At 71.5% G+C, this 23,522-nt stretch carries 20 protein-coding genes, 1 tRNA gene and 1 pseudogene; 15 read left to right on the plus strand and 7 right to left on the minus strand.

What is annotated here, in order from left to right:
* The first annotated feature begins 48 nt into the window (after window positions 1-48).
* The 5 genes from AB0D34_RS43230 to AB0D34_RS43250 all read left to right on the plus strand — a co-directional run bounded on the left by AB0D34_RS43230 (window position 49) and on the right by AB0D34_RS43250 (window position 6,597).
* Window positions 49-3,798 (plus strand): helix-turn-helix domain-containing protein, encoded by a 3,750-nt coding sequence (locus tag AB0D34_RS43230; protein ID WP_362672686.1) that lies wholly within the window; start codon window positions 49-51, stop codon window positions 3,796-3,798.
* Window positions 3,799-3,896: 98 nt separating this feature from the next.
* Window positions 3,897-5,339, plus strand: coding sequence for a polysaccharide deacetylase family protein (locus tag AB0D34_RS43235; RefSeq protein WP_362672689.1), 1,443 nt, complete (start codon window positions 3,897-3,899; stop codon window positions 5,337-5,339).
* A gap of 47 nt (window positions 5,340-5,386) precedes the next feature.
* The gene (locus AB0D34_RS43240; protein WP_362672692.1) at window positions 5,387-5,626 is read left to right on the plus strand and encodes a hypothetical protein; all 240 of its coding nucleotides are present in this window, start codon (window positions 5,387-5,389) and stop codon (window positions 5,624-5,626) included.
* 9 nt (window positions 5,627-5,635) lie between these two features.
* Window positions 5,636-5,708: transfer RNA gene (locus AB0D34_RS43245), tRNA-Arg, on the plus strand.
* Between the two features lie 322 nt (window positions 5,709-6,030).
* Window positions 6,031-6,597, plus strand: coding sequence for a Uma2 family endonuclease (locus AB0D34_RS43250; RefSeq protein ID WP_362672695.1), 567 nt, complete (start codon window positions 6,031-6,033; stop codon window positions 6,595-6,597).
* A gap of 205 nt (window positions 6,598-6,802) precedes the next feature.
* Here AB0D34_RS43250 and AB0D34_RS43255 read toward each other — a convergent pair.
* The 5 genes and pseudogenes from AB0D34_RS43255 to AB0D34_RS43275 all read right to left on the minus strand — a co-directional run.
* Window positions 6,803-7,335 (minus strand): annotated as a pseudogene (locus AB0D34_RS43255) (tyrosine-type recombinase/integrase); the annotation flags it as partial.
* A gap of 320 nt (window positions 7,336-7,655) precedes the next feature.
* Entirely contained in the window at window positions 7,656-7,970 is a 315-nt protein-coding gene (locus AB0D34_RS43260; protein ID WP_362672698.1) for a hypothetical protein, read from the minus strand.
* A gap of 247 nt (window positions 7,971-8,217) precedes the next feature.
* Entirely contained in the window at window positions 8,218-8,532 is a 315-nt protein-coding gene (locus AB0D34_RS43265; protein ID WP_362672701.1) for a hypothetical protein, read from the minus strand.
* Between the two features lie 264 nt (window positions 8,533-8,796).
* Window positions 8,797-9,480 (minus strand): response regulator, encoded by a 684-nt coding sequence (locus AB0D34_RS43270; protein ID WP_362672704.1) that lies wholly within the window; start codon window positions 9,478-9,480, stop codon window positions 8,797-8,799.
* Window positions 9,477-11,123 carry a sensor histidine kinase gene (locus tag AB0D34_RS43275; RefSeq protein WP_362672707.1) on the minus strand — a complete coding sequence of 549 codons (1,647 nt, stop codon included), beginning with the start codon at window positions 11,121-11,123 and terminating at the stop codon, window positions 9,477-9,479. The genes AB0D34_RS43270 and AB0D34_RS43275 overlap by 4 nt, the downstream gene beginning before the upstream one ends.
* 274 nt (window positions 11,124-11,397) lie before the next feature.
* Between AB0D34_RS43275 and AB0D34_RS43280 the strand changes: the two genes are divergently transcribed.
* From AB0D34_RS43280 to AB0D34_RS43295, 4 genes are all read left to right on the plus strand, one after another.
* The gene (locus tag AB0D34_RS43280; protein ID WP_362672710.1) at window positions 11,398-12,963 is read left to right on the plus strand and encodes an SLC13 family permease; all 1,566 of its coding nucleotides are present in this window, start codon (window positions 11,398-11,400) and stop codon (window positions 12,961-12,963) included.
* Between the two features lie 568 nt (window positions 12,964-13,531).
* Window positions 13,532-13,729, plus strand: a complete 198-nt coding sequence (locus tag AB0D34_RS43285; protein WP_362672713.1) for a hypothetical protein — start codon at window positions 13,532-13,534, stop codon at window positions 13,727-13,729.
* Window positions 13,730-14,061: 332 nt separating this feature from the next.
* A complete protein-coding gene (locus AB0D34_RS43290) occupies window positions 14,062-14,217 on the plus strand; it encodes a hypothetical protein (RefSeq protein WP_362672716.1) in 156 nt (51 codons plus the stop codon).
* A 30-nt stretch (window positions 14,218-14,247) separates the two neighbouring features.
* A complete protein-coding gene (locus tag AB0D34_RS43295) occupies window positions 14,248-14,736 on the plus strand; it encodes a hypothetical protein (RefSeq protein WP_362672719.1) in 489 nt (162 codons plus the stop codon).
* Here AB0D34_RS43295 and AB0D34_RS43300 read toward each other — a convergent pair.
* Together AB0D34_RS43300 and AB0D34_RS43305 are read right to left on the minus strand one after the other, a co-directional pair.
* Window positions 14,733-15,413: a hypothetical protein gene (locus AB0D34_RS43300; protein WP_362672721.1), complete on the minus strand. Its 681-nt coding sequence runs from the start codon at window positions 15,411-15,413 to the stop codon at window positions 14,733-14,735. The two genes, AB0D34_RS43295 and AB0D34_RS43300, sit on opposite strands and share 4 nt — an antisense overlap.
* Before the next feature lie 235 nt (window positions 15,414-15,648).
* Window positions 15,649-16,017 (minus strand): amphi-Trp domain-containing protein, encoded by a 369-nt coding sequence (locus tag AB0D34_RS43305; RefSeq protein ID WP_362672724.1) that lies wholly within the window; start codon window positions 16,015-16,017, stop codon window positions 15,649-15,651.
* Window positions 16,018-16,217: 200 nt separating this feature from the next.
* On the opposite strand from AB0D34_RS43305, the gene AB0D34_RS43310 reads away from it, so the two are divergent.
* The 6 genes from AB0D34_RS43310 to AB0D34_RS43335 all read left to right on the plus strand — a co-directional run bounded on the left by AB0D34_RS43310 (window position 16,218) and on the right by AB0D34_RS43335 (window position 23,480).
* Entirely contained in the window at window positions 16,218-16,544 is a 327-nt protein-coding gene (locus AB0D34_RS43310; protein WP_362672727.1) for a carboxymuconolactone decarboxylase family protein, read from the plus strand.
* Window positions 16,545-16,620: 76 nt separating this feature from the next.
* Window positions 16,621-18,051 carry a DUF2252 domain-containing protein gene (locus tag AB0D34_RS43315; RefSeq protein WP_362672730.1) on the plus strand — a complete coding sequence of 477 codons (1,431 nt, stop codon included), beginning with the start codon at window positions 16,621-16,623 and terminating at the stop codon, window positions 18,049-18,051.
* 167 nt (window positions 18,052-18,218) lie between these two features.
* Window positions 18,219-20,894 (plus strand): LuxR C-terminal-related transcriptional regulator, encoded by a 2,676-nt coding sequence (locus AB0D34_RS43320; protein WP_362672785.1) that lies wholly within the window; start codon window positions 18,219-18,221, stop codon window positions 20,892-20,894.
* 184 nt (window positions 20,895-21,078) lie between these two features.
* Window positions 21,079-22,695, plus strand: coding sequence for an MFS transporter (locus AB0D34_RS43325; RefSeq protein WP_362672788.1), 1,617 nt, complete (start codon window positions 21,079-21,081; stop codon window positions 22,693-22,695).
* Between the two features lie 18 nt (window positions 22,696-22,713).
* Window positions 22,714-23,253, plus strand: coding sequence for a hypothetical protein (locus AB0D34_RS43330; RefSeq protein WP_362672732.1), 540 nt, complete (start codon window positions 22,714-22,716; stop codon window positions 23,251-23,253).
* A 29-nt stretch (window positions 23,254-23,282) separates the two neighbouring features.
* Window positions 23,283-23,480 (plus strand): hypothetical protein, encoded by a 198-nt coding sequence (locus tag AB0D34_RS43335; protein WP_362672713.1) that lies wholly within the window; start codon window positions 23,283-23,285, stop codon window positions 23,478-23,480.
* Window positions 23,481-23,522 lie beyond the last annotated feature (42 nt).

Below are 23,522 nucleotides of genomic sequence, written 5' to 3' on the forward strand. Positions count from 1 at the left end.
ACGTTGGGCGCCCGTTCGATGGTGTGTGAGGGTCGAGAGGTACGCCCGGTGGGACGACGCGAGAAACCGGTGGACCCCGATGCCGGACCGGTGCAGCGGCTGGCGCACGACCTGCGCCTGCTGCGCGAGAAGGCGGGGAAGCCGCCCTACCGGGAGATGGCCGAGAAGGCGGGCTACTCGACGACCGCGCTCTCCCAGGCGGCCGCCGGCGACCAGCTGCCCTCGCTCGCCGTCGTCCGGGCCTATGCCGAGGTGCTCGGCGCCGACCCGGAGGAGTGGGAGGGGCGCTGGCGCGAGGCGGACGCGGAGGTCCGGGTGCCGTCCGCCGGAGAGCGGGCGCCCTACCCGGGCCTCGCGCGGTTCGAGCCCGGCGACAGCGACCTCTTCTTCGGCCGGGACAAGCAGGTCGGCGAGCTGCTGGGGCTGGTGCGCACGCACCGGTTCGCGGCCGTGTTCGGGGCGTCCGGCAGCGGCAAGTCGTCGTTGCTGCGGGCGGGGCTGATCCCGGCGCTGCGGACGGCGGAAGGGGGCGACCGCCCGGCGGTGATCCGTGTCCTCACCCCGGGCGACCGGCCCGCGCACACCCACGAGAACGCGCTCACGCCGCTGGACGGCGAACTGGACACCTGGGTGGTCGTCGACCAGTTCGAGGAGGTGTTCACCCTCTGCCACGACCGCGAGGAACGCGACCGCTTCCTCGACCTGCTGCTGTGCGCCCGCGACAAGTCGAGCCGACTGCGTGTGGCCATCGCCGTCCGCGGCGACTTCTACGGCCACTGCGCCGGCCATCCCGGGCTCGCCGAGGCGGTCAGCGGGGCGAACCTGCTGGTCGGACCGATGAGCCGGGACGAGCTGCGGGAGGCGATCACCGGTCCCGCGAGCGCCGAGGGGCTGAACGTCGAGCGGGTGCTGACCGCCCGGGTCATCGAGGAGGTCGCCGAGCAGCCGGGCGCCCTGCCGATGCTGTCGCACGCCCTCCTCGAGACCTGGCGCCGGCGCCGCGGCCGTACCCTCACCCTGGCCGCGTACGAGGAGACGGGCGGGGTGCGCGGGGCGATCGCCGCGAGCGCCGAACAGGTCTACGGCGCTCTCGCCCCGGAGCAGGCCCGCACCGCCCGTCGCATCCTGCTCAGACTGATCGCCCCCGGCGACGGCGCCGCCGACACCCGCCGCCCCGCGTCCCGGGCCGAACTGGGACCCGGCGCGCAGGACGTCCTGGAACGCCTCGCCGCCGCCCGCCTGGTCACCCTCGACGGCGACACCGTCGAGCTGGCCCACGAGGTCCTGATCACCGGCTGGCCCCGGCTGGCGGAGTGGATCGAGGCCGACCGGGAGCGGCTGCGCGCCCAACGCCACCTCGGCGAGTCGGCCCGCGCCTGGGAGGAACTGAACCGGGACGCGGGCGCGCTGTACCGGGGGACGCGGCTGGCGCGGGCGGAGGAGCTGTTCGGCGGGGAGACGCCGTCCGGACCCCGCGCTCACGAGGACGACCTCGCCCCGCTGGAGCGTTCCTTCCTCGTCGCCTCCCTCGCCGGCCGGGACGCCGAGCAGGTGGCCGGGGCGCGGGCCGCTCGGCGTACCCGGAATCTCAGCGTGGGGCTCGCGGTGTTCCTCGTGCTCGCGCTGGCCGCGGGGCTGCTCGCCTGGCAGCGGAACCAGGTGAGCGAGGAGGAGGCGGCGAAGGCGGCCGCCCGGCGCCTGGCCACGGTGTCCGAGAGCCTGCGGTCCACGGACCCCCGTACGGCCGCCCTGCTCTCCGTCGCCGCGTGGCGCCTGGCCCCGCTGACGGAGTCCCGTTCGGCCCTGCTGGAATCCCTGGCCCGGCCGGAACGGGACGCCTACACCGATCCCCGGACCGGCGAGAACGCCCGCCGTTTCCTCACCGGCCAGGGTCGCACCCTCGTCACCGTCACGGGCTCCCGGGTCACCGTGCGGAACACGGCCGACCACCGGGTCACCGCCACGTACCACCTGCCCAGCGCCTCGGAGGCCTCGCAGATGGGCCCCGACTCCCGCTTCCTCGTCCTCACCGGCGAGGGCGGCGACACCCTGTGGGACTTCACCGCCGGAGAGTCCGCCGCCGACCTGGCCGAGACGAGCTACTGGGGGGCGGCGGCCGACGGCAGCGCCTATGTCACCGGCCCCTCGGACGGGCCGGGCCCGCTACGGGTGCGCCGGACCGGCGACGGCAAGGTCCTGTTCACCAAGGACACGAGCGGCCTGACCGACGTCTCGGCCGGTCCGGGCGGCCGCCTCCTCGCCCTGTGCACGGCCGGAGGCGCACCGCAGGTGTGGGACACCGTCCACGGCAGGCGGCTGCCGGGCGCCTGGGAGAAGGCGGACGGCACGGTGTGCGGCACCGGTTCGGGCGCGGACGACGGCTCCCGGCTGCTGCGGCTGAGCGCGGACGGCCGGCGCCTGGCCTCCGTCCACGGCACCACGGCGACCGTCTGGGACATCTCCGCCGGACGGACCGTCGCCGACTTCACCAGCGGCGACGCCACCGGCTTCAGCGACGCCGTGCTCTCCCCGGACGGGCAGTTCCTGGCCACGGCGGACGGCCAGGAGGTCGCCGTATGGCAGATGGCGAACGGCGGCGGACTGGTCTTCCGCACGCCGACGGCCGGGGCCGAGGTGCGGGAGCTGACCTGGGACCCGGACCCGAGCAGCAGGACCCTGCACTATCTCGACGGCGCCACCGTCCACACGGACAACCTGAGCGACCGTCTGAACACCACCTGGCGGAGCACCCCGACGGACGCGACCGCCCTCAGCCCGGACGGCATGGTCCTGGCGACGGTCACCGATGCCGGCTCCGGTAGGGGCTTCCGTCTCGACCTGCGCGCCACCCGCAGTGGGGCGCTCCTCGCGCATGCCGCGCTCGGTCCGCTGCCCGGCGACGACGGCGACGGTGACAGCGACGGGATCCCGAAGCTCGCCTTCAGCCCGGACGGCAAGGCACTCGCCGTCGCCGACACGGTGTCCGCACACGGCTCCCTGCGGCAGCGCTTCACCGTCTGGGATCTCGGCGCCCACCGCGTCCGTACGAGGTTCGAGACGTCCGGCGCGGCCGACCGTGCCGTCTCCGGGCTGGCCCTCGGCCCCGGCGGCCGGACCCTGCTGGCCGTGCGCGGCACGAACGACAGCGGCACGGCCGAACTGTGGGACACCGCCGCCCACCGCCGTACGGCCGGCCCGAAGGGCGTCCTGTATCCGGGCACGCTCGCCCTGCGGCCCGACGGCGGGCTGCTCGCCGGCTCCTCCGACCAGTACGCCGAGCTGCCCTCCGGCCGGGTCACCGGGCGCTCGCTGGCCGACGGACGGCAGATCACCGCGCTGGCCTTCAGCCCCGACGGCACCCGGCTCGCCGTCGGCGACAGCACCGGGCACGTCACCCTGTGGGACGGCGAGCTGCGCACCCGCCTCGGCATCCTGACCGGCACCTCCGACACCGCCACCCAGGGCGACGCCGAGGCGGTGAACGCGCTCACCTTCTCCGCCGACGGCGCCACCCTGGCCGTCGGCGGCCAGAACGGCACCCTGCGGCTGTGGGACACCGCCGGGCAGCAGCAGCTCGGCACCGACCTGCCGACCGCGGGCGACGAGATCGGCGCCCTCGCCTTCACCCACGACGACTCGGTCCTCTACGCGAGCGGCCCGAACGTGCTGCTCCAACGGCACCCGGTGGCCCCGGCCGACGTCGTCCGCGTCCTGTGCGAGCGGTTCGGCGGCGGCCTCACCGAGGCGCAGTGGCGGACCTATGTGTCCGACGCGCCGTACCGGCGGGTGTGCCCGTGAGGTTTTTTGTTCAGGGTGACGCCGACAGTCGCTGAAAAAAGCCCCTGACCTGCACGATCGGGTTTCGGAAAACCCCTTCGACCCCAGGTTGCGGACCCATGCGCACTCATCGTCTTCTCCCCTCCCTCCTGCTCCTCGGCTCGCTCGCCCTGGCGACGGCCTGCTCGTCCGGATCCTCCGCAACGGCGAGCGGGACCGACACCGCGCGGCCCGGAGCGTCCGCCACCACCGCCCCGGCCCGGACGGTCGACCCCGCGAAGATCAAGGGTCTGCGGATCGTCAGCGACAACAGCGAGTCCACCTCGTGCGCCTGGGCGACCAGCTACCCGGACGTGCCCGGCGCGACCGCGATGACGGCCGCGATGAAGAAGGACGTCCAGGCGCGTCTGTCGACCTTCCGCGAGTCGTGCGACGACGGCTCCGCGATCGACGGCGGCGACGGCGGCGGCGAGCTCAACATCAGCCACCAGTTCCTGGTCGCCTCAGGGGACGTCCTCGGCGTCCGTCTCACCACCCTCGGCGGCGCCGGGGCGGGCAGCGGACTGGGCCGGCGCACCTACTGGTACGACGGCGGGGAGGGCGTGTCCCGCACCGCGCTGGACCTCGTCGACAGCGGCTCCCGGGACGCCCTCATCGCCGCGTTGAAGAGCGGGCTCGAGGGCCGCGAAGGCACCGACCCGGACACGCTGGCCCAGGCGTTCGACGACCGGTCGACCGGCGAGCTCGACGACATGGTCTTCACCGCGAACGGCGGACTGCGGGTGACCTTCGACCCCGGCGAGGTCGGTGCCGGGGCCGCCGGGTCCTACGTCGTGACCCTGTCCAAGGCCACGGTCACGCCCTGGCTGTCCGCGTTCGGCAAGCGCGTCCAGGAGCAGAGCGTCAACCCGTCCGGCTCGCTCGACCTCGGCGCGACGGCCACGCCCACGCCCGTGGTGCCCACCCACACCGCCTCCGGCGACGACGACACCGACTGCGCGAAGGTCAAGTGCGTCGCCCTGACCTTCGACGACGGCCCGTCGGCCACGTACACCGCGACCCTCCTCACCTATCTCGCCCGGTACGACGCCCGGGCCACCTTCTTCACGGTCGGCCAGAACGTCGTCGCGCACCCCGAGCTGGTGCGCGCCGAGGCCCGCGCGGGCAACGAGGTCGGCAACCACTCCTGGAGCCACCCCGACCTCACCAAGCTCACCGCCCAGGAGGTCGCCTACCAGCTGAACCGCACGAGCGCCGCGATCAAGGCGGCCACCGGCCAGGCGCCCACCCTGTTCCGCCCGCCCTACGGCGCCGTCAACAGCACCGTCCGCGGGGCCACCCGGCTCTCCGCGGTGATGTGGACCCTGGACACCGAGGACTGGAAGTACCCCGACGCCACGAAGGTCGCCCAGTCGGTCATCTCCAAGGTGAAGCGCAACGACGTCGTCCTCCTGCACGACATCCACCCCACGTCGGTCGCCGCCGTGCCACAGATCCTGCGCACCCTCTCGGCCCAGGGCTACCACTTCGTCACGGTCAGCCATCTGCGGGCGACGATGTGAGTACGGCCACCGGATTGCGGTCGGCCCGGTGACGGGGTGATGGGGTGATGGGACTGCGCGGGCGGCGGCACCCAGACCTTCACGCCACGCACACCTCGCGCGGAGGGCTGGTCGTCCACGGCGACACGTGCCTCGACGCCGACGGGGCCGACACCGCCACCAGCCAGAAGTGGCCCCGCAACCCCGACGGCACCGTCACCACAACCCCTCGCCTGCACCTGGACGATCACCTGCCCCAGCTCCCAACCGGGAAGAACACCGACGCCTCGATCGGCTACCCTGTCTGACGTCGGCTCGCCTTCGTAGCTCAGGGGATAGAGCACCGCTCTCCTAAAGCGGGTGTCGCAGGTTCGAATCCTGCCGGGGGCACAATGCATTACGGCGCCGACCTGGGTTTTTTCCAGGTCGGCGATCCATTCGGCCTCGGACTCCTCATCCGGGGCCGCTTGCGTGAGCGGCCTGATCGCCAAGCTTTGGCGCTTCAGAGTGTGCGGAGGGTCCAATCGATGCGCCGGGCGCGCGCCAGGGGTGCATACCAGATCGATGAGCGCCCATGCAGCAGCCTCGACCGCTGCGCCGATGCCGACGGACGGGGAGGGGCGTGAGCGGGACGAGCATGCCGGACGGATGGCGGACAGTACGCTGAGTCCAGCGGGATCGGGCCCGCAGCCCAGTGTCCGGGAGGTGCTTCATGACGGCCGAGATGGTGGCCCCGGCGTGGATGCACGAGCAGATCACGGCGGAGGAGTACGAGTCCTGGTCCGAGGAGCAGTGCGCCGGCATTGAGATCGTGGACGGGATGGTCGTCGTAAGTCCGAGTGCGTCCAAGCGGCCCAACCGGCTGGCGCGGATTCTGGCGAACGCCCTGGATGCCGCCGCGGGCCCGGAGTGGAACGCCGACACTGGCTTCGACGTCCGGCTTCAGGACGTCCCGCTCACCAATCGCCGCCCGGACGTCGTCGTGTACCGCGCAGACACGATCGACATCACCCCCACCCGCCCTGAGCACGTGCTGCTGGTCGCGGAGGTGGTGTCGCCGGGCTCGGAGACCACTGACCGGATCGTGAAGGCCGACCAGTACGCCAAGGCAGGCATCGGCTTCTACTGGCGGATCGAGCAGGCCGCGACAGGCGTCCCCCTCGTGTACACCTACGTTCTCGACCCCGCGACGAAGACCTACCGGGACGGCGACGTGTTCACCGGCGTCCTCAAGGTAGTGGCGCCCTTCCCGGTGGAGATCGACCTCGGGCAGGTCTGACCACGCGCTGCTCAGCAGTCGGCAGCGCGTGAGCGATGCGTGAGCGGACAGCCCGATACAGGGCCCGCATGAGCCGGATCAAGCGGCTCGCCGCGCGGTTCTGACCGGGGGAAACAGCACCGCTCGGCAGCGCCAGGCACCACCCGGCAAGGATTCGATCGCACTCCTGAAGCGGGTGTCGCAACCTTGACATCAACGAGGGCGATCACTCACGATCCGGGCGCCTCTTGAGCAACCGATCCATGTGACTGATGGCCTCCTGCTGGGTGTCCTGCACGACGTGCGTGTACACGTCGATGGTGATGCTGATCCGACTGTGGCCGAGGATCTCCATCACGACGCGGGGAGCCACCCCGGCAGCGGTGAGCAGCGTGGCGCGCCCGTGCCGAGATCGTGCCGGATCAGGCGGAGGCCGGCGGACTCGGCGACCCGCGTGAAAGAGCGGTACACGTTGCGCGGCTCGATCGGACAGCCGTTGCGGGTGACGAAGACGTAGCCACCGTCATCCCACGACTCCCCCGCACGCTGCTTGGCAGCCACCTGCTGCATCCGGTGCCGACGCAGCGGAGCGATGCACGGGACGCGCTTGTCCAGGTCCGCGTCGGTCCAGCGCAACCCAACGAGTTCACCGTGCCGCGGTCCGATGGCGATGGCGATGGCGATGGCGATGGCGATGGCGATGGCGAGAACGAACGCCGCGTACAACGGGTCCTTCCGGGAGGCGGCGAGGAAGTCCAGGGCTCAGCTCACGCGACGAGGCCCGGGGCGGCTCGAAACCACTGCGTCAAGCATCAACCGAGACAGGACAAGCTCCAGCAGACCGACTGAGTTAAGCCCCGCGCCTGCCTTCGGCGCGCTCTGCGCCGACGCGCGCCCATATGTGGATATTGGCTGGAGACCATGAGTCGATCACCGCAGAGCGCGGCCCACGGCCAGGTGCAATGCCTCCGGGGGATCGGCCGGCACCGGGTGGAGGGGGCGCCATTCCCGACCGCGGGGCCGTTGGGGCGTGCGCGGGGGTGGGAGCTGGGGAGGGTTGCTGTTGAGAAAGTGGGCGGCTAGGGCGTGCCGTTGCTCTCTCGATTACCGCCCGCGAGCTGGCCCACCGCCATTACGATGATGCCGACCACCAGAATCACGCTGCCGGTCAGGGTGCCCCAGAGCCGCGTATCCGAGTCGCTGATCACCAGCCCGAAGGCCGCCTGCCAGCACAGCGCGAAGGCCACCACCAGCTGGCCCCAGCCATAGACGTGAGGGCCGCGGACGTGGCGCCGGTTCATGGGGAGCACCCAGCCACGGGCAATCGCCGCCACGCCGGAGACGGCGACGAGCAACGCCAGCAGAACAAGAGGTATGGCGAGGTAGAGCTTCATGATCCCTCTCCTGCGCGCCAGGCCCACGCCGGACGCTAGCGTGATCATGGCACCCGCCGCGCCGCCCGTCCATAGGTCTCCCGCGCCCCTCATGACCGACCGGACAAGTCCCAGTACGCTGTGTTGGATTTGTCAAGAGCAGCCCTCTTCGCTGACACCATCTGATACCTCGACCGTGCCCCTCCCGCGCCAGAACGCACAGGGACTCACGGGGAACCGGGGTTCGCCAGGGCGATACCCAGTCCGCTCACCGAGTCCACACCCGCTGGAACTCCTCGGCCTGGATGGTCTCCAGCGGGTCCTCTTCAGGGTCGATCGCTTGGTCTGTCAGGCCGCCGTGCTCGTCCTCCAAGTGCTCCCAGCCATACCGGTGGAGTTGGCCGGCGGAGGTCAGCTCGGCTTGCTTGATGACGACCAAATCGCCGCGGTCGGGTACGGCCTCGATGTACCACAGACCACCCTCCTCGTCGGCGTGGCGGAAATGGTGTCGCAGGATGGCGTTCTCATCGAGCGCTCGGAAGTACGCCACGCTCTCTGCTTTGATGCGCTCCAGGTCAACCACGCGACCATCGTGCCCGCGAGCGAACGCACGCGGTGTCCCTGTTCTGACATCCACGAGTGACATCAACGACGCCGAGCGCCAGCGCTCCTGAGCGATCAGGCACGGCCAACGCGGCCAGACGGCTCCCCGGCAGCGCCTAGCAGCGATCGAACTCCTGAAGCAGGTGTCGCAGGTTCGAATCCTGCCGGGGGGCACAGGCTCAGGGATGCCGCATGGCGCGGACTCGCAGACCCCAGCGCTGACGGCGGGGCCGTAGCCCGGGAATCAGCTCGGATTCGGCTCCGGGTCCTTGCCGTTCCACGAATAGAGGTGCTCCGGGCGGCCGGCGGCGCCGTAACGCAGTTCGATGCGGATCGTGCCGTCCGCGGCCAGGTCGGCCAGGTAACGCTGGGCCGTGGGCCGGGAGATGCCCAGGCGTTCGGCGAGGGCGCTGGCGGTGATCGGGCCGTCGAGGGAGGCGACGGTCTCCGCCACGAGCTTTCCGGTGGGGGTGAGGCGCGGTCGGCGGGCGCGGCCGGAACGGCCCGTGCCGTGCAGGGCGCGCAGCGCGCGGTCCACCTGGTCCTGGGCGAGGGCGCTGCCGGTGGCCAGCTGGGCGCGGAAGCGGGCGTACGCGGTCAGGCGGTTTCTGAGCTCGCGCTCGTCGAACGGCTTGATCAGATAGCCGACGGCACCGCGACCCAGCGCCACCCGTACCTGCGCGGCCTCCGCGGCAGCCGTCACCATCAGCACGTCGCCGACCAGGAAGGGCAGCACCTCGGTGCCCGCGCGGTCAGGCAGATACAGGTCGAGCAGGATCAGGTCGGGCCGCATGGTACGGCTCAGCTCCACCGCCCTCGCCGCGGAGTGGGCGGTGCCCGCCACCGTGAAGCCGTCGACGGCGTTCACGTAGCGGGCGTGCAGTTCGGCGACGCGGTAGTCGTCGTCCACGACCAAGACCCGGATCACTGTTCACCTCCGTGTGTTCCAGCCCGTTCAGCCTCCGAGAAGGCCGGAGCGCACCGCTCCAGGACGCCGGGGAACCGTGCCAGGAAGACGGCGCCGTGCCCGTCACCGCCGGGCTGGCCCAGGCGTAGCTCGCCACCGTGCTTGGTCGCGAGCTGGCGGGCGAGCGAGAGACCGATACCGTGGCCCGACCGCTCCTCGGGACGCCGCGTGGTGAATCCCCGGCGGAACAGCCGCTCGGCGTCCTCGGCCCGGACCCCGTCCCCACTGTCGGCCACGGCCAGATGCAGCGTATCCCCCTCGGCCAGCACGCTCAGCTCCGCCCAGGCGGGACGCCGTCGTCCGCTCCGGGCCGCCTGGACCGCGTTGTCCAGCAGGTTGCCGACCACGCTGACCACGTCCAGCGGCTCGGTGAGCCTGCCTGGCAGATGGGAGTCCTCGTCAAGGCGCAGCTCCACGCCGTGTTCGGAGGCGGTCGCCGTCTTGGCGGCCAGCAGTCCGCGCAGGTAGGGGTCGCCGATACGGGCTCCGTCCCGGCCTTCGGTGGCCAGCGGGGCGGCGGCCAGTTCGCGGAGGTAGTCCTGTGCCTCCGCGACGCCGCCGGTGGCGAGCATGCCGGAGAGCGTGTGCAGCCGGTTGGTGTACTCGTGCGACTGGGCGCGCAGGGCGTCCGAGAGAGCGCGCAGCGCGGCTCGCTCGCGCTCCAGCTCGTCCACCTCGGTACGGTCCCGCAGCGTGACGACGTGGCCGAGGTCCTGCTCGCCGCGGCGGACCGCCTGCGCGCTCACCACGAGCAGCCGTCGGCCCACCACCGCCACGCTCTGCCACAGTTCCTGCCGTTCCGCCAGGGCGCGGTGCACCGGCCGGGGCAGGCCGGCGTCACCGAGCGGGGTGCCCGGCGGTACCGGGCCGTCGAGCAACCGGGCCGCCTCCTCGTTGCACACCGTGATCCGGTTCGCGGGGTCCACGGCGAGGACGCCGTCCCCTACGCCGTGCAGCACGGCCTGCTGTTCGCGCAGCAGGTCGGCGAGTTCGGCCGGTTCCAGGCCGAGGGTCTGCCGCTTGAGGCGGCGGGTCAGCACGGCCGCCGCGCCGATGCCGACGAGCAGGGCACCGGCCGAGAACGCACCCTGCTCACGGACCAGCGGCACGGCGGCCTCCAATGCCGTCGTGACCCGGGCACCCGTGCTGACCTCGCCGATCACCTTGCCGTCCGCGGAGCGCAGCGGGACCTTGGCGCGGGCGGAGACCCCGAGCGTGCCGCGCTGGACGGACACCGACTCGCGGCCGTCCAACGCGGTGGGCGGCGTACTGACCTCCTCGCCGACCTCGGCGGGGTCCGGGTGCGACCAGCGGATTCCGCGCCGGTCCGTCACGACCACGAAGAGCATGCCCGTGCGCCGCCGTACCGCCTCCGCGAGGTGTTCCACCTCGCCACCTGGATCCGAGCCGGCGCCGATCCGCCGGACCACGACCGGATTTTCGGCAACGGTGCGAGCCACTGCGAGCGCCCGCTGCTCGTACTGCTCCTCGGAGGAGTTCCGCAGCAGGGTCACGGTCAGCGTGAATCCGGCACCGAGGACGACGACGAGCGCCAAAACCTGGGCGAGCAGAGCCTGGGTGGCGATACGGGGGCCGCGGAACATGACGTCAGGGTATCCGGGCGAATGGCCGGTTCAGCCGCGCGCACAAAACGAACAGAATGCACGGAAAAATTTCCGGCTCCATCAATTAACGCAACCGTTACGCCTCTGGTGATGCGGCGCTGCCTGCGCATACGGTGCCCGGCAAGCACCAGCCGAAGAACACGTGAACAACGTGAGCTTCGGGAACTGGAAACCTCCGGCGATGACGGAACCCCGGATATTCCGATACGGGAGCTCCCGGAAATTAGGAAGCTGAATGCGCATGATGGCAGCGTTGGCATCACAGTCCGCGAAAGCGGCCCCCGTGGCCATGACCTGGTCCGGTCACGACACCTGGCTACTGGCTCTGGTGGGCATCTCCATCGCGGTGGTCGTCCTCCTCATCAGCTGGGCGAAGCTGCACGCCTTCCTGGCTCTGATGGTGGGCGCCCTCACCGTCTCGATACTGTCGGGGGCGGGCGTCGGAAAGGCGGCGGATTCCTTCACCACCGGCCTTGGCAACATCATGGGAAAGGTCGGCATCCTCATCGTCCTGGGTGCCGTACTCGGCCGTCTGATGGCGGATTCCGGCGGCATCGACCAGATCGTGTCGACGCTCAGCCGCGTCGCCGGGCCGGAACGGCTGCCGTGGGCCGTCACCGCGATCGCCTGCATCGTCGGCCTGCCGATGTTCTTCGAGGTCGGCTTCGTCATGCTGGTGCCGTTGGTCCTGCAGATCGCCAAGCGCGCGGACTACCCGGTGCTGCGGGTCGGCATCCCCGCCATGGCGGGCCTGGCCACGGTGCACGCACTGGTACCGCCGCACCCCGGGGTGCTGGTGGCGGTCAACGCGGTGCACGCCGACATCGGCCTCACCCTGGTCTACGGCCTGATCGTCGCGATCCCCTGCGCCATCGTCGTCGGACCGCTGTTCACCGCGTACATCTGGCCGCGGGTCCCGGCCCGCGTCCCCGAATCGGCGCTGGCGGCGTTCACCACCGTGGCCCCGCCGAGCGCCGCGGTCACCGCCGCGATCGATCACGCCCGGTCGCACACGCGGGCCGGTGCCCGCGTACCCGTACCCGCGTCGGCAGCCTCGGCGAGCGTCACCGTGACCGACCCTCCCCAGCCGCCGGTCGACAAACCGTCGGTCGACATCGTCCGCGGGGAGGGCGAGCCGCAGGACGGGCGGCGGATGCCGCGGTTCTCCGTGACGATCGGGACCATCCTGCTGCCGATCGTGCTGATGATGCTCAAGGCCGGCTGCGACACCTTCAACTGGGCACACGGCGTCCTCCTGACCACCATCGAGTTCCTCGGCACCCCGGTGATCTCCCTGCTCGCAGCGGTTCTGGTGGCGCTGTTCACCTTCGGCTGGGCCGTCGGCCACTCACGCCGTGAGGTGCAGGAGGCGCTGTCCCGGTCCTTCCCGCCCATCGCCGGCGTTCTGGTGATCGTCGGGGCCGGCGGCGGCTACTCCATGGCGCTGCAGGACTCCGGCATCAACGCCGCGATCGGCCAGGCCGCCCAGCATCTGCACATTCCGCTGATCCTGCTGGCCTGGCTGGTGGCCGCCCTCATGCGCACGGCGACCGGCTCCGGCACGGTGGCCACGGTGGCGGCGGCCGGCATCATCGGCCCGATGGCTCAGGGCCTGGACTCCCCGCACGCGGCCCTGCTCGCCCTGGCGCTCGGCTCCGGCGCGGCCTTCCTCGGGCATGTCAACGACGCCTCGTTCTGGATGTTCAAGGAGTACTTCGGGCTCTCCGTGGGCGGAACGCTCCGCACCTGGACCGTCTCCCACACGCTGCTGTCCCTGACGTCGCTGGGCGCCATCCTGCTGCTCCACGCCGTCGTGTGACGGGCCGCACGCAGGGCCCCGGCCGGGACCGTGCCGGTACGCGGGGGCGCGCTGCCGGACGGGGCGGCGTGCGAGGCCCGGCGTCGGCACCCGTAAGCACTGCGCGGTCTCCAGGAGGTCTGTCGGCGCCGGGTTACGCCGATCCGTTGGCGTCATGGCAACCGCGCGCGTAGGCAGTCGGCCACGGACGGAGGTCGCCCGTCACGCTGACGAGCCTGACGGGCGTGCGCTGATGACGGTCGGTGTCAGCGGCTGTCCCGCCCACGGGACGGATTCAGCACACATCAGGCCGGGAAACCCACGTGAACACCCCGTCACCATCGACCCGGGCAGAGGCGCCGTGGCCAGGCGGGTGGGCCGGCCCCCGGCCGCGGCACGCCGCGCCGATGCCACGCCGCGGCTCAGGGTCACGACCGCCCACCCCCGGAGTCAACCTCTGCTCGGCCCACTGATCAACACCGGTCAGCGGGTCACCTGCACCGGGTGAGGTCCAAAGGAGCGCGGAGGCGGACGATCGCAGGGAAGGGCGCCGTCCGCCTGTCCGAAGCGGTCCACGGAAGGACAGTTCGTGCGCTACGAGATCCGCATCGAGGGACACCTCTCGGAAACGCTGGCCAAAGCCTTTCCGGAGCTGGGCCACGTGGCGATGTCCGGCCAGACCATCCTGTTCGGCCCCGTCGTGGACGAAGCACACCTCTACGGACTGCTGGCACGCTGCCAGTCACTGGGACTGCGGGTCCTGGAGATGCGCCAACTGCCGGAGTGACGGGACACCGGCCGTGCGGTTGCGGAGGATGGTTCCCGAAGCGGCGCACTCGGCGCGCAGCACCCGGTCCTGTTCGTGTTCGCCAGGACCCGTCTTCGTGTTCCTGTCCTGGTGGATCGCCGTGTTCCCCGGCCATCGGCCGGTACGTCGCCTCCCCCGACCGGTACCGGACAGCCGCCGGCCCGCGGGTTCACCCGCGTCGGGTGAGGCGCCCGGCCCCGGCCGTGCCCACGCTGAAGACAGCACACAAGGGCGGTCGGGCGAGCGCCGGAACGGAGAAGAGACATGAGCGCACAGGCGTACCTGGCGTACACCTACCCCATGCTGGGGGCGTGTCCGGCTACGTGATCGCCCGCGTCAGGGAAGCCGCGGACGGCATGGGCCGGCCCAGCAGCGTCGACGAGCTCGCCCGGCTGTCCGGCATCCGCTCCCGCGGCGACAACACGGACGAGGAGGCGAAGTCCACCGCCCGCACCCCCGGTCGCTGAGCATCCACACACCACGAATCGAGGCGCAAGATGACCGCCACACACACTCGTCCGGAACACAAGGTGAGGCAGGAATGGGCGACAGGCCTGACCTCCTTCGCGGCCGTGATGCTCTTCCTCGTCGGCGTGCTCGACATCTTCCGGGGCATCATGGCCATCGCCGAGGACGACATCTTCGTCACGACGCGCCAGTACGTGTTCGAGTTCGACCTGACCAGCTGGGGCTGGATCCACCTCGCGCTGGGCGCGGTCGCCGTGCTCGTCAGCGTCGGACTGCTCATGACCTCGACCTGGGCGCGCGTCACCGGTGTGGCCATCGCCGGACTCGTCATCATCGCCAACTTCCTCTCCCTGCCGTACTACCCGGTGTGGTCGGTCGTGATGATCGCGCTCTCGGGCTTCATCATCTGGGCCCTGTGCGTGGTCGACCGCGGCAACCTGTTCGACCTGTCCGAGGAACGCCCGACGTACGAGGAGCGCCGCCCCTACGAACGGAGCACACAGCGCCCACCGGCCTAGAGCCCATCGCCCTCCGGCCGCTGTGCCGCCCGCTCGGCGTCAGCGGTGGCGCGGCCGGTGGCGGCGAGGAGGGCGAGCAGTGCGAGTACGGCAAGCAGGACGATGACCAGCAGCAGGATGGTCAGGGCCGTCGGATGGTTCCAGAGCGCGAAGAGCAGGGCCACGACGAGCAGGGCGGCCAAGGCGATCCACCGGCGGTGGGCCCGGGTCCAGGTCCCCACCCGGCCGGTGCGGACCTGGTGAGCGTAGGCCCACTGCGCTGCGGAGCCGGCAGCTCGCTCGGACGTGCCTCGGATCGCGCGCGGCAGCCGTCCGGGGCCGATCAGGTAGGCGCCGAGCGCGATGACCACACCGAGCACGATCGCCGTGCGCAAGCTGAGCCTGAGGAAGCGCAGCAGGGTGTCGAAGACGGCTGCCGCGGCGGCGTCCGACTGGACCTGGGGCGGGAGGTGGTCCAGGTAGTAGCGGCGGGCGACGACCAGGACGACGGCCACGACCAGGCAGGCGAAGGCCGCGCCGAGAGCCGTACGCGCCAGGGCGCGGCGGCGCCGGTGCGCCAGCAGCACCCCGGCCGCGCCGATCACCACCACGAGCACGGGAAGCCAGGTCCCGATGACGTCCAACAAGTGAGCGCCCTCGCGGATCTTCTCCAACTGGTCCGACTGGAGGAGGACCATCTGCTGGTCGACCTCGGGGATCTTGGCAGCCGGGGGACGGCTCGTGCGGGCTGGTCATGGATGCTCCAGGGCTCCTGGGGGATTACCTGCTTCCATTTCCACCGCTTCGCCGGCAGACAGCCCACCCAGGTGAGCCATACGGACGAGACGCGGTCGCCCCCGGAGCGGCGGCTCCGACCCCGGCGAGGTCGGCCGCGCCGACCAGGGCGTGGTGGTCGGCGCGAGTCCGCACGACTCAGCGCGTCTTGGCGGCGGACCGCTTCGCGCCCTTGGTCCTGCCGGTGGCCGTGCCGTTCCGAGCGGGCTTTGCGGCCGCGCTCTTGCGCCCCGGGGCCTTCTCCGTGCCCGTCACCGACCGCGACGGCGCTGCCGGGGTCGTTGCGGTCGGCCACTTGAACTCGATCTCCAGCTCGATCTCGCCGTCACCGATCTCGACCTCCACCTCACTGCGAAGGTCGTCGGGAATCCGCAGGCTCAGCGTTCCCGGGCCGAGTTCCAGTTCGGCTTCCCCGCCCTCCCGCAACGCGGCTGCGAGTGCCGTGAGCTGGTCAGCCGCCTCACGGCGGGAGAGCGAGCGCTTCTGCTCGAACTTGAGGTCCTTCATAGACTTCTCCGATCCGGCAAAAAGGGTAGATAGCGCCCATTTTGAAGGCATGCGCGGGATCGGACATCCTCACGACCGGCCGAAGGTGCCTGACCGCCAAACGGGTTCTACGGTTGAGGAGAACCCCCGAGCTCGCGGAACTCGGTTCCTTCCTCCTCGTACCTCCCGCGGGCCGGAAACTCACCAGGAGGACATGCGACATGTCCACTACACCCGAAACCCCTGTCCTGGACACCCTCGCCGCTATGACGGTCGACTCGATCGAACGGTGCGGGCTGCCCCCGGACATGCTCATCCTCACGCGCATCGCGGCACTCGCCGCCTCGGACGCCCCGCCCATCTCCTATGTGGCACATATCGACCCCGCCCTCAAGACCGGTCTGACCGCCGAGCAGTTGCAGGACGTCCTGGTCGCCATCGCCCCCATCGTGGGCACCGCCCGTGTCATGACGGCAGCGGGCAACATCGCCACGGCACTCGGCATCGCCATCGCCGTCGCCGACACCGAGATCGGGTCCCAGGGCTGAGAGCGGGCGCCCACCCGGCTTGGACGGTTCGCGCGGCCAGGTCCGTCAAAGGCCATGCCAGGCAGGAGGGTCTCCGATGTCCGAGACCGCGACCACGGCGATGCGCGCTGCGCCTCACACCAAGCCCGAGGAGCGTGCCGCGCTCGGCAAGGCGGCGCGCCGCCGCTCACCGCGGTCTGCCCACGCCGTGTACAAGCCGTCTCCTGACCGGCCGGATCCGCTGTCGATTCTGGAGGCGCAGTCCGCGTCGAGGGTGCCCGAACTCGTCCCGATCCGCTACAGCCGGATGACGGAGTCGCCCTTCCGGTTCTACCGGGGCGCCGCCGCGATCATGGCGTCCGACCTGGCCGGCAGCCCCCGCTCGGGGCTCACGGCCCAACTGTGCGGGGACGCGCACCTGCTGAACTTCCGTCTGCTCGCCTCGCCGGAACGGCAGTTGGTGTTCGACATCAACGACTTCGACGAGACGCTGCCGGGTCCCTGGGAGTGGGACGTCAAGCGGCTGTCGGCGAGTCTCGTCATCGCGGGCCGGGCGAACGGCTTCGACGACGCCGAGCGCGCCCGCATCGTGAGCGCCACGGTTCGTTCGTACCGCGAGGCGATGATCCGCTTCGCGAAGACGGGCAACCTCGACGTCTGGTACGCGAAGATCGGCGCGGACCTCCTCGAGTCCCTGGCCGCGGGCAAGCTCCACAAGCGTGGTCAGAAGAACCTGGCCCGTGCCCTGGCGAAGGCCCGTACCCGCGACAGCCTGGAGGCCTTCGACAAGCTCACAGAGACGGTCGACGGCCGGCCCCGGATCGCGGCCGACCCCCCGCTGCTCATCCCGGCCGGCGACCTGCTGCCGGACATCGAACGCGGTGCCCTCGAGCGCCAGTTCCGCGGCCTGATCGAGCGGTACGGCAGCACTCTGACTTCCGAGCGGCGCACGCTCCTGGCGGATTATGTGCTGGTCGACGTCGCCCGCAAGGTGGTCGGCGTCGGCAGTGTCGGCACGCGATGCTGGATCTTCCTCCTGCTCGGCCGGGACAGCCAGGATCCGCTCTTCCTCCAGGCCAAGGAAGCCGACACCTCCGTACTCGCCGCACACGTCGGCACCAGCCGCTACCGCAACCAGGGCGAGCGGGTGGTCTCGGGCCAGCGGCTGATGCAGGCCACGAGTGACATCTTCCTCGGCTGGGAACGGGTGGACGGGATCGACGGCAAACAGCGCGATTTCTACGTCCGCCAGTTGCGCGACTGGAAGGGCATCGCCATGCCGGAGAGGATGCGGCCGAAGGACATGCGGGTGTTCGGCGAACTGTGCGGGGTCACGCTGGCCCGTGCGCACGCGCGGTCCGGCGACCGCATCGCGATCGCCGCGTACCTGGGGAGCGGCGACTCGTTCGACCGGGCACTCACCATCTTCGCGGAGGCATACGCCGACCAGAACGAGCGTGACCACCAGGCCCTGGTCGACGCGGTACGCGCGGGCCGACTCCCCGCGGAGGATCTGCCTGCGGCCTGATCGGGCCGACGCGCACACGCTGCCACTCCTCGTCGGGGCGGTGCGCCGCGCGCCTGGGCAGGAGCACTGACATGCTGGGGCAAGAGAGGGCCGCCCATGACGTGGCCCTGACGGACAGGGTGGTGAGCGCCGTGGCCGAGATCTACGGGGACGCTCAAGGACCGGCCATGCCGGTCATTCCGGCGGTTCCGGGCTCCGATCCCCTGGGAGATCCGTTTCTGCGCACCAGGTTCGCCCTCCCGGCGAGGCCCGTCACGTTCCTGCGGCGGCAACGGCTCCTGGACCATCTCGACCAGGCTCCTGGGACACCGTTGACGCTGCTCAACGGCGCGGCCGGGGCCGGCAAGACCCTGCTGGCGGCCGACTGGGCCGACGGACGGCAGCCGCCGGTCGCCTGGCTCACCGTTGAAGTGGGGGACCGGCGTCCCGGGGTGTTCTGGGCGTACGTCGTTCAGGCCCTGCGCGTCAGCGGTGCGCTGCCGGCCGGCCCGGTCGGGTTCCCGGCGGACGCCTCCCGGGTGGACGGCAGGCTTCTGGCAGTGCTCGCCGCCGAGCTGAACGACCGCGGTCGGCCCGTGGTCCTCGTCCTTGACGAGTTCGACCGTGTGACCGCTCCGGAGATCGCCGAGCAACTGGAGTTCGTTCTCCACCACGCCGGTCGGAATCTGCACCTCGTCCTCGTCACCCGCACCGAACCGCTGCTTCCGTTGCACCGTTATCGCGCGGCCGACGAGCTGACGGAGATCCGCGCCGCCGAGCTGGCCTTCACCCCCGAGGAGGCCGTCGCGCTGCTGGAGCTGCATGGTCTGAGCCTTCCGGTCCACGCCGCCCGCGCCCTGGTGGACCGCACCCGGGGCTGGGCCGCGGGCCTGCGCCTCTCCGCCCTGGCCGCTCGGGAGAGCGCCGACCCGGAGGGCTATCTGAAGGAGTTCGAGGCGGACCGGAGCACGATCGCGGACTACCTGCTGGCCGAGGTCCTCAACGGGCAGACGGAGGAGAGGCAGGACCTCCTGCTGCGTGTCAGCGTCCTGGAGCGCTTCTGTCCGGAGTTGGCCGACGCGTTGACCGGCCGGACCGATGCCGAGCCCCTTCTCGTCGGGCTGCACCACGCGAACGCGTTCGTCGAGCGCCTCGGGCACTCGTGGTACCGCCTCCACCCGTTGTTCGCTGAGATACTCCGGGCCCATCTGCGTGTACGCCTGCCCGGGCTGGAGCCGGAACTCCATCGGCGGGCCGCGCGGTGGCTGCGTCGTTCCGGGTTCCTGCCGGAGACACTCGCCCACGGCGCCGCCGCGGGCGACTGGGATTTCACCGCCGGTGCACTCATAGACGACCTGGCGATCGGCCAGCTCTTCACGGGCCTGCGCTCGGGCGACCTGACCCCGTTGTTCTCCCGCATGGGGCCCGAAGCCGGCAGCCCCGCCACGGACCTCGTACGTGCGGCCCGCGACCTGGCCCGGTGCGACGTCGACCGTGGTCTGGCTCGACTGCGCCACGCCGAGGAGCGGCTGGCCCCCGGAGCGTCCGAAACGGCGCCCGGCGTGGCGCCCGACCGGGCGGCCGCCCAGCTGAGCTGCGCGCTGCTCGAGGCCCTGGCCGCCCGGCTGACGGGATGTTCCCCACGGGCCGAGAAGGCCGCTCGAGCTGCCGATGAGCTGTGGAACGAAGTCCCGGCGCAACTCCTGGCGGAGCATCCCGAACTCTCCGCCCTGCTGTTGACCCATGTGGGCTCGGCGCGTCTGTGGGCGGGGCGTTTCGAGGAGGCGCGCGCTGCTCTCACCACCGTGGCCGGCACTCCCGGCGGTGACTCCACCCTGCTGCCCCGGGAGGAGTCGATGGGGCACCTCGCCCTGCTCGACTATCTGAACGGCTGGCTCGGCCGGGCAGAGCGCAAGGCCCTGGCGGCGGTCTCCGAGACGGAGCGGGTCGGCCTGCCCCAGCCGGCCGGCTCCGGCCTCGGACGGCTGGTCCTGGCCGCGGTGGCCGTCGACCGTCATGAGCTGGACCGGGCTCAGACCCTCCTCGACGAGACGACCCAGCTTCCGTCGGGCGGGCGGGATCCGGTGCCGTCGGCAGGACGAGCCCTCGCCACAGCTCGCCTCCTGCTGGTCAGAGGCAAGACACAAGCCGCCGTCGAGGCGGCGGACCCGGCCGTCCGCGCCGCGATGGCCTCACCTTGGGCAACAAGCCATGCGGCGCTCGTCGCCTCCGCCGCCCACCTGGCCGCGGGACGGCCGGACGAAGCCGCCGAAATACTCCAGGACATGTCGGGCGACCAGCCGGCGTGTGCGGTGGAGGCCGCGGCGATCCAGCTCGCCGCAGGTCGTCCCCAGGCGGCCATGGACCTGCTCGACAGCATCCACACCCGGGGCAGTACGGGTCCGGCGGTGACCGTGAGGGCGGCGCTGGTGAGGGCTCAGGCCGCGGAGCGGACGGGGGACACCGCCGCCGCCCGCAGACTCGTGGCACAGGCGCTCCTCGACGCCCGGCGCGAGCGGCTGCGGCGGCCGTTCCTCGATGCCGGAACGTGGCTCCGGCCGCTCCTGGCCACGGCTCCGCTGCACGAACTGGCAGCGGGCTGGCTCACGCCCGGCCCGCCTCGACGCGGGGAGCGGTCCGGCCCGGAACCCCCGCCCTCGCTGCCCGTCGCCGTGGAGCTCAGCGGACGCGAGCTCGAGGTCCTGGAGCGGCTGGCCCGGATGATGTCGACGCAGGAGATCGCCGCCGACCTCTACGTGTCCGTGAACACGGTGAAGACCCACCTCAAGAGCATGTACCGGAAGCTGGCGGTGAACCGGCGCAGCGACGCGGTGCGCCGCGCGCGCGACCTCGGGCTGTGGTGAACGCACGTCGGTGAGGGCGGTCGGCGCCCCATCGGCGGGACATCGCAGGCCCCGGCTCTTCCCCCGTGGCGGGTGAGGCGGGAAAGGCGTGCTCGGGATGCGATGGGAGGAGCGGCGGGCGGGTGCCTGCCGCCGCCCGGCCGGCTCCGTCGGCGTACCGGGCCGACCGAGCGAGGTGGACGGTGTGAAGCACTGGCGGGCTCTGGTCGTCCTCGGCACCGCCCAGTTCCTGATGGTTCTGGACACCGCCGTCATGAACGTGTCCATCAGCCAGCTGGTCGAGGACTTCGACACCGAGGTCACCGCCATCCAGGCCGTCATCACCCTGTACGCACTGGTCATGGCGGCCTTCATGATCATCGGCGGCAGGTTCGGGGACATCCTGGGGCGGCGCCGCATGTTCCTGCTGGGGCTGGTCGTCTACGGCGTGGGATCGGCCCTGACCGCCGTGGCGCCCACGCTGTGGGTCCTCACGCTGGGCTGGTCCGTCATCGAGGGGCTCGGAGCCGCCATGGTGCTGCCGGCCATGGCCGCCCTCGTCGCCGAGTCGTACCGCGGGAAGGACCGGGCCGTCGCCTACGCGGTCATCGGCGGGCTCGCCGGCGCCGGGATCGCCGTCGGCCCGCTGCTGGGCGGCTGGGTGACGACGTACCTCACCTGGCGGCTGGTCTTCGCAGGCGAGGTCGTGATCGTCGTTGCCGTCCTGCTGTGCCGCCGCGTGATCGCGACACCCGCCCCGACCGGTCCGCGTCCCCGGCTGGACTGGGTCGGCGCGGTACTCTCCGCGGCCGGACTGGGGCTGGGTGTGCTCGGAGTGCTGCAGAGCAGCACCTGGGGATGGGTACAGCCCCGCAACCCTCCCTTCACCGTCCTCGGCTTCGCCCCGACACTGTTCGTCGTCGGCGCCGGGGCGGCCGTCCTGGCCCTCTTCCGGCACTGGGAGCGGCGGCGCGACGACCAGGGCGCCGACCCCCTCGTACATCTGTCCCTGCTGGGCAGGCCCGTGCTGCGGTCCGGCCTGCTGACGCTGCTGAGCCAGAACCTCATCCTGCTGGGGCTGTTCTTCACCATCCCGCTGTACCTCCAGGTGGTTCAGGGATTCGACGCCTTCGAAACGGGTCTGCGCCTGCTCCCGGTGTCCGCCACGATGCTGGTGACCTCCCTGTCCGCGTCGTCGCTGGGACGGGTGTGGGGGCCGCGCCGGGTGGTCCGGCTGGCCCTGGCGACCCTGGCGGCGGCCATCGTGTGGCTGCTGGCCACCATCGACCCCGTCATCGACGACGCGCAGTTCGCCGGAGCCATGGCCCTGCTGGGCGTGGGCGTCGGCCTGCTCGCCTCGCAGCTGGGCAACGTGGTCCAGTCCAGCGTCGGCGCGGAGGAACGCAGTGAGGCCGGAGGGCTCCAGTTCACGGCACAGAATCTGGGCTCCGCGCTCGGCACCGCGCTCATCGGGTCCATTCTGATCAGTGCGCTGGCCCACGCCTTCACCACGCAGGTGGACGACAGTCCGCAGCTGTCCGAACAGACCCGTGAACAGGTCGGTGTCGCCCTCCAGGCCGGGATCACCTTCGTCCCCACCGATCAGGTGCGCTCGGCGGCCGAGCGGGCCGGCCTGCCACCGTCCGAGGTCGACGCCGTCGCGGACTCGTACGCCTCCGCGCAACTCGACGGCCTCAAAGCCGCGATCCTGGCCACCGGCGGCATCGCCCTCGCCAGTTTCCTGGTCACACCGCACCTGCCGACCGCCCGGGCCGGCCGGCTACGGAAGCCGGACGACGCTCCTGCCGGAGCGACGCACTGAGTTCAGAGGGAGTCACCCGTGCCCAGGACCAGAACCGGAACGAGAGCCGGCCCGGCCACGGCCCGCGGGGCGCGACGTGCCGAGCGCCGGGCCCGCACGGACTACACGGGCGGTGTCTACGGATCCTTGGTCGCGGCCTCCGTGGTGATCGGCGCCGGCTCCCCGGGCTCGTTCCCCCGAGCCCAGCTCGTGGTGCTGCTGTTGCTCACCGGCGTGGTGTTCTGGATCGCCCATGTGCACGCCCAGCTGTTCGGGGCGCGCCTGGCGCAACGGGCTCCGGACCGCCGGGTCGTGGTCGACGTGTGCCGTGACGAGTGGCCGATCGTCAAGGCCACCGCCCCGCCGGCCGCCGCGGTGGCCGCCAGCCCGCTCCTGGGGCTCGACCTACGAGGCGCCCTCTGGCTGGCTCTGTGCGTCGCCGTGGCCGGGCAGGTGGGCTGGTCCGTGGCCGCGGCACGCCGTGCCGGTGCCACACAGCGGCTCATGGCCGTCACCGCCACCGTCAACCTGCTGCTCGGCCTCCTGATCATCTCCTTCAAGATCTTCCTGAAGCACTGATCCGTGACGTCCGGTCGGAAGGACAGCTCGTGCGCTACGAGATCCGCATCGAGGGACACCTCTCGGAAACGCTGGCCAAAGCCTTTCCGGAGCTGGGCCACGTGGCGATGTCCGGCCAGACCATCCTGTTCGGCCCCGTCGTGGACGAAGCACACCTCTACGGACTGCTGGCACGCTGCCAGTCACTGGGACTGCGGGTCCTGGAGATGCGCCAACTGCCGGAGTGACGGGACACCGGGCGCGGTCCGTCCGGGCGGGCGTCGATGGAT

It is taken from the genome of Streptomyces sp. NPDC048420 (genome assembly GCF_040651535.1).
Lineage (GTDB): Bacteria > Actinomycetota > Actinomycetes > Streptomycetales > Streptomycetaceae > Streptomyces.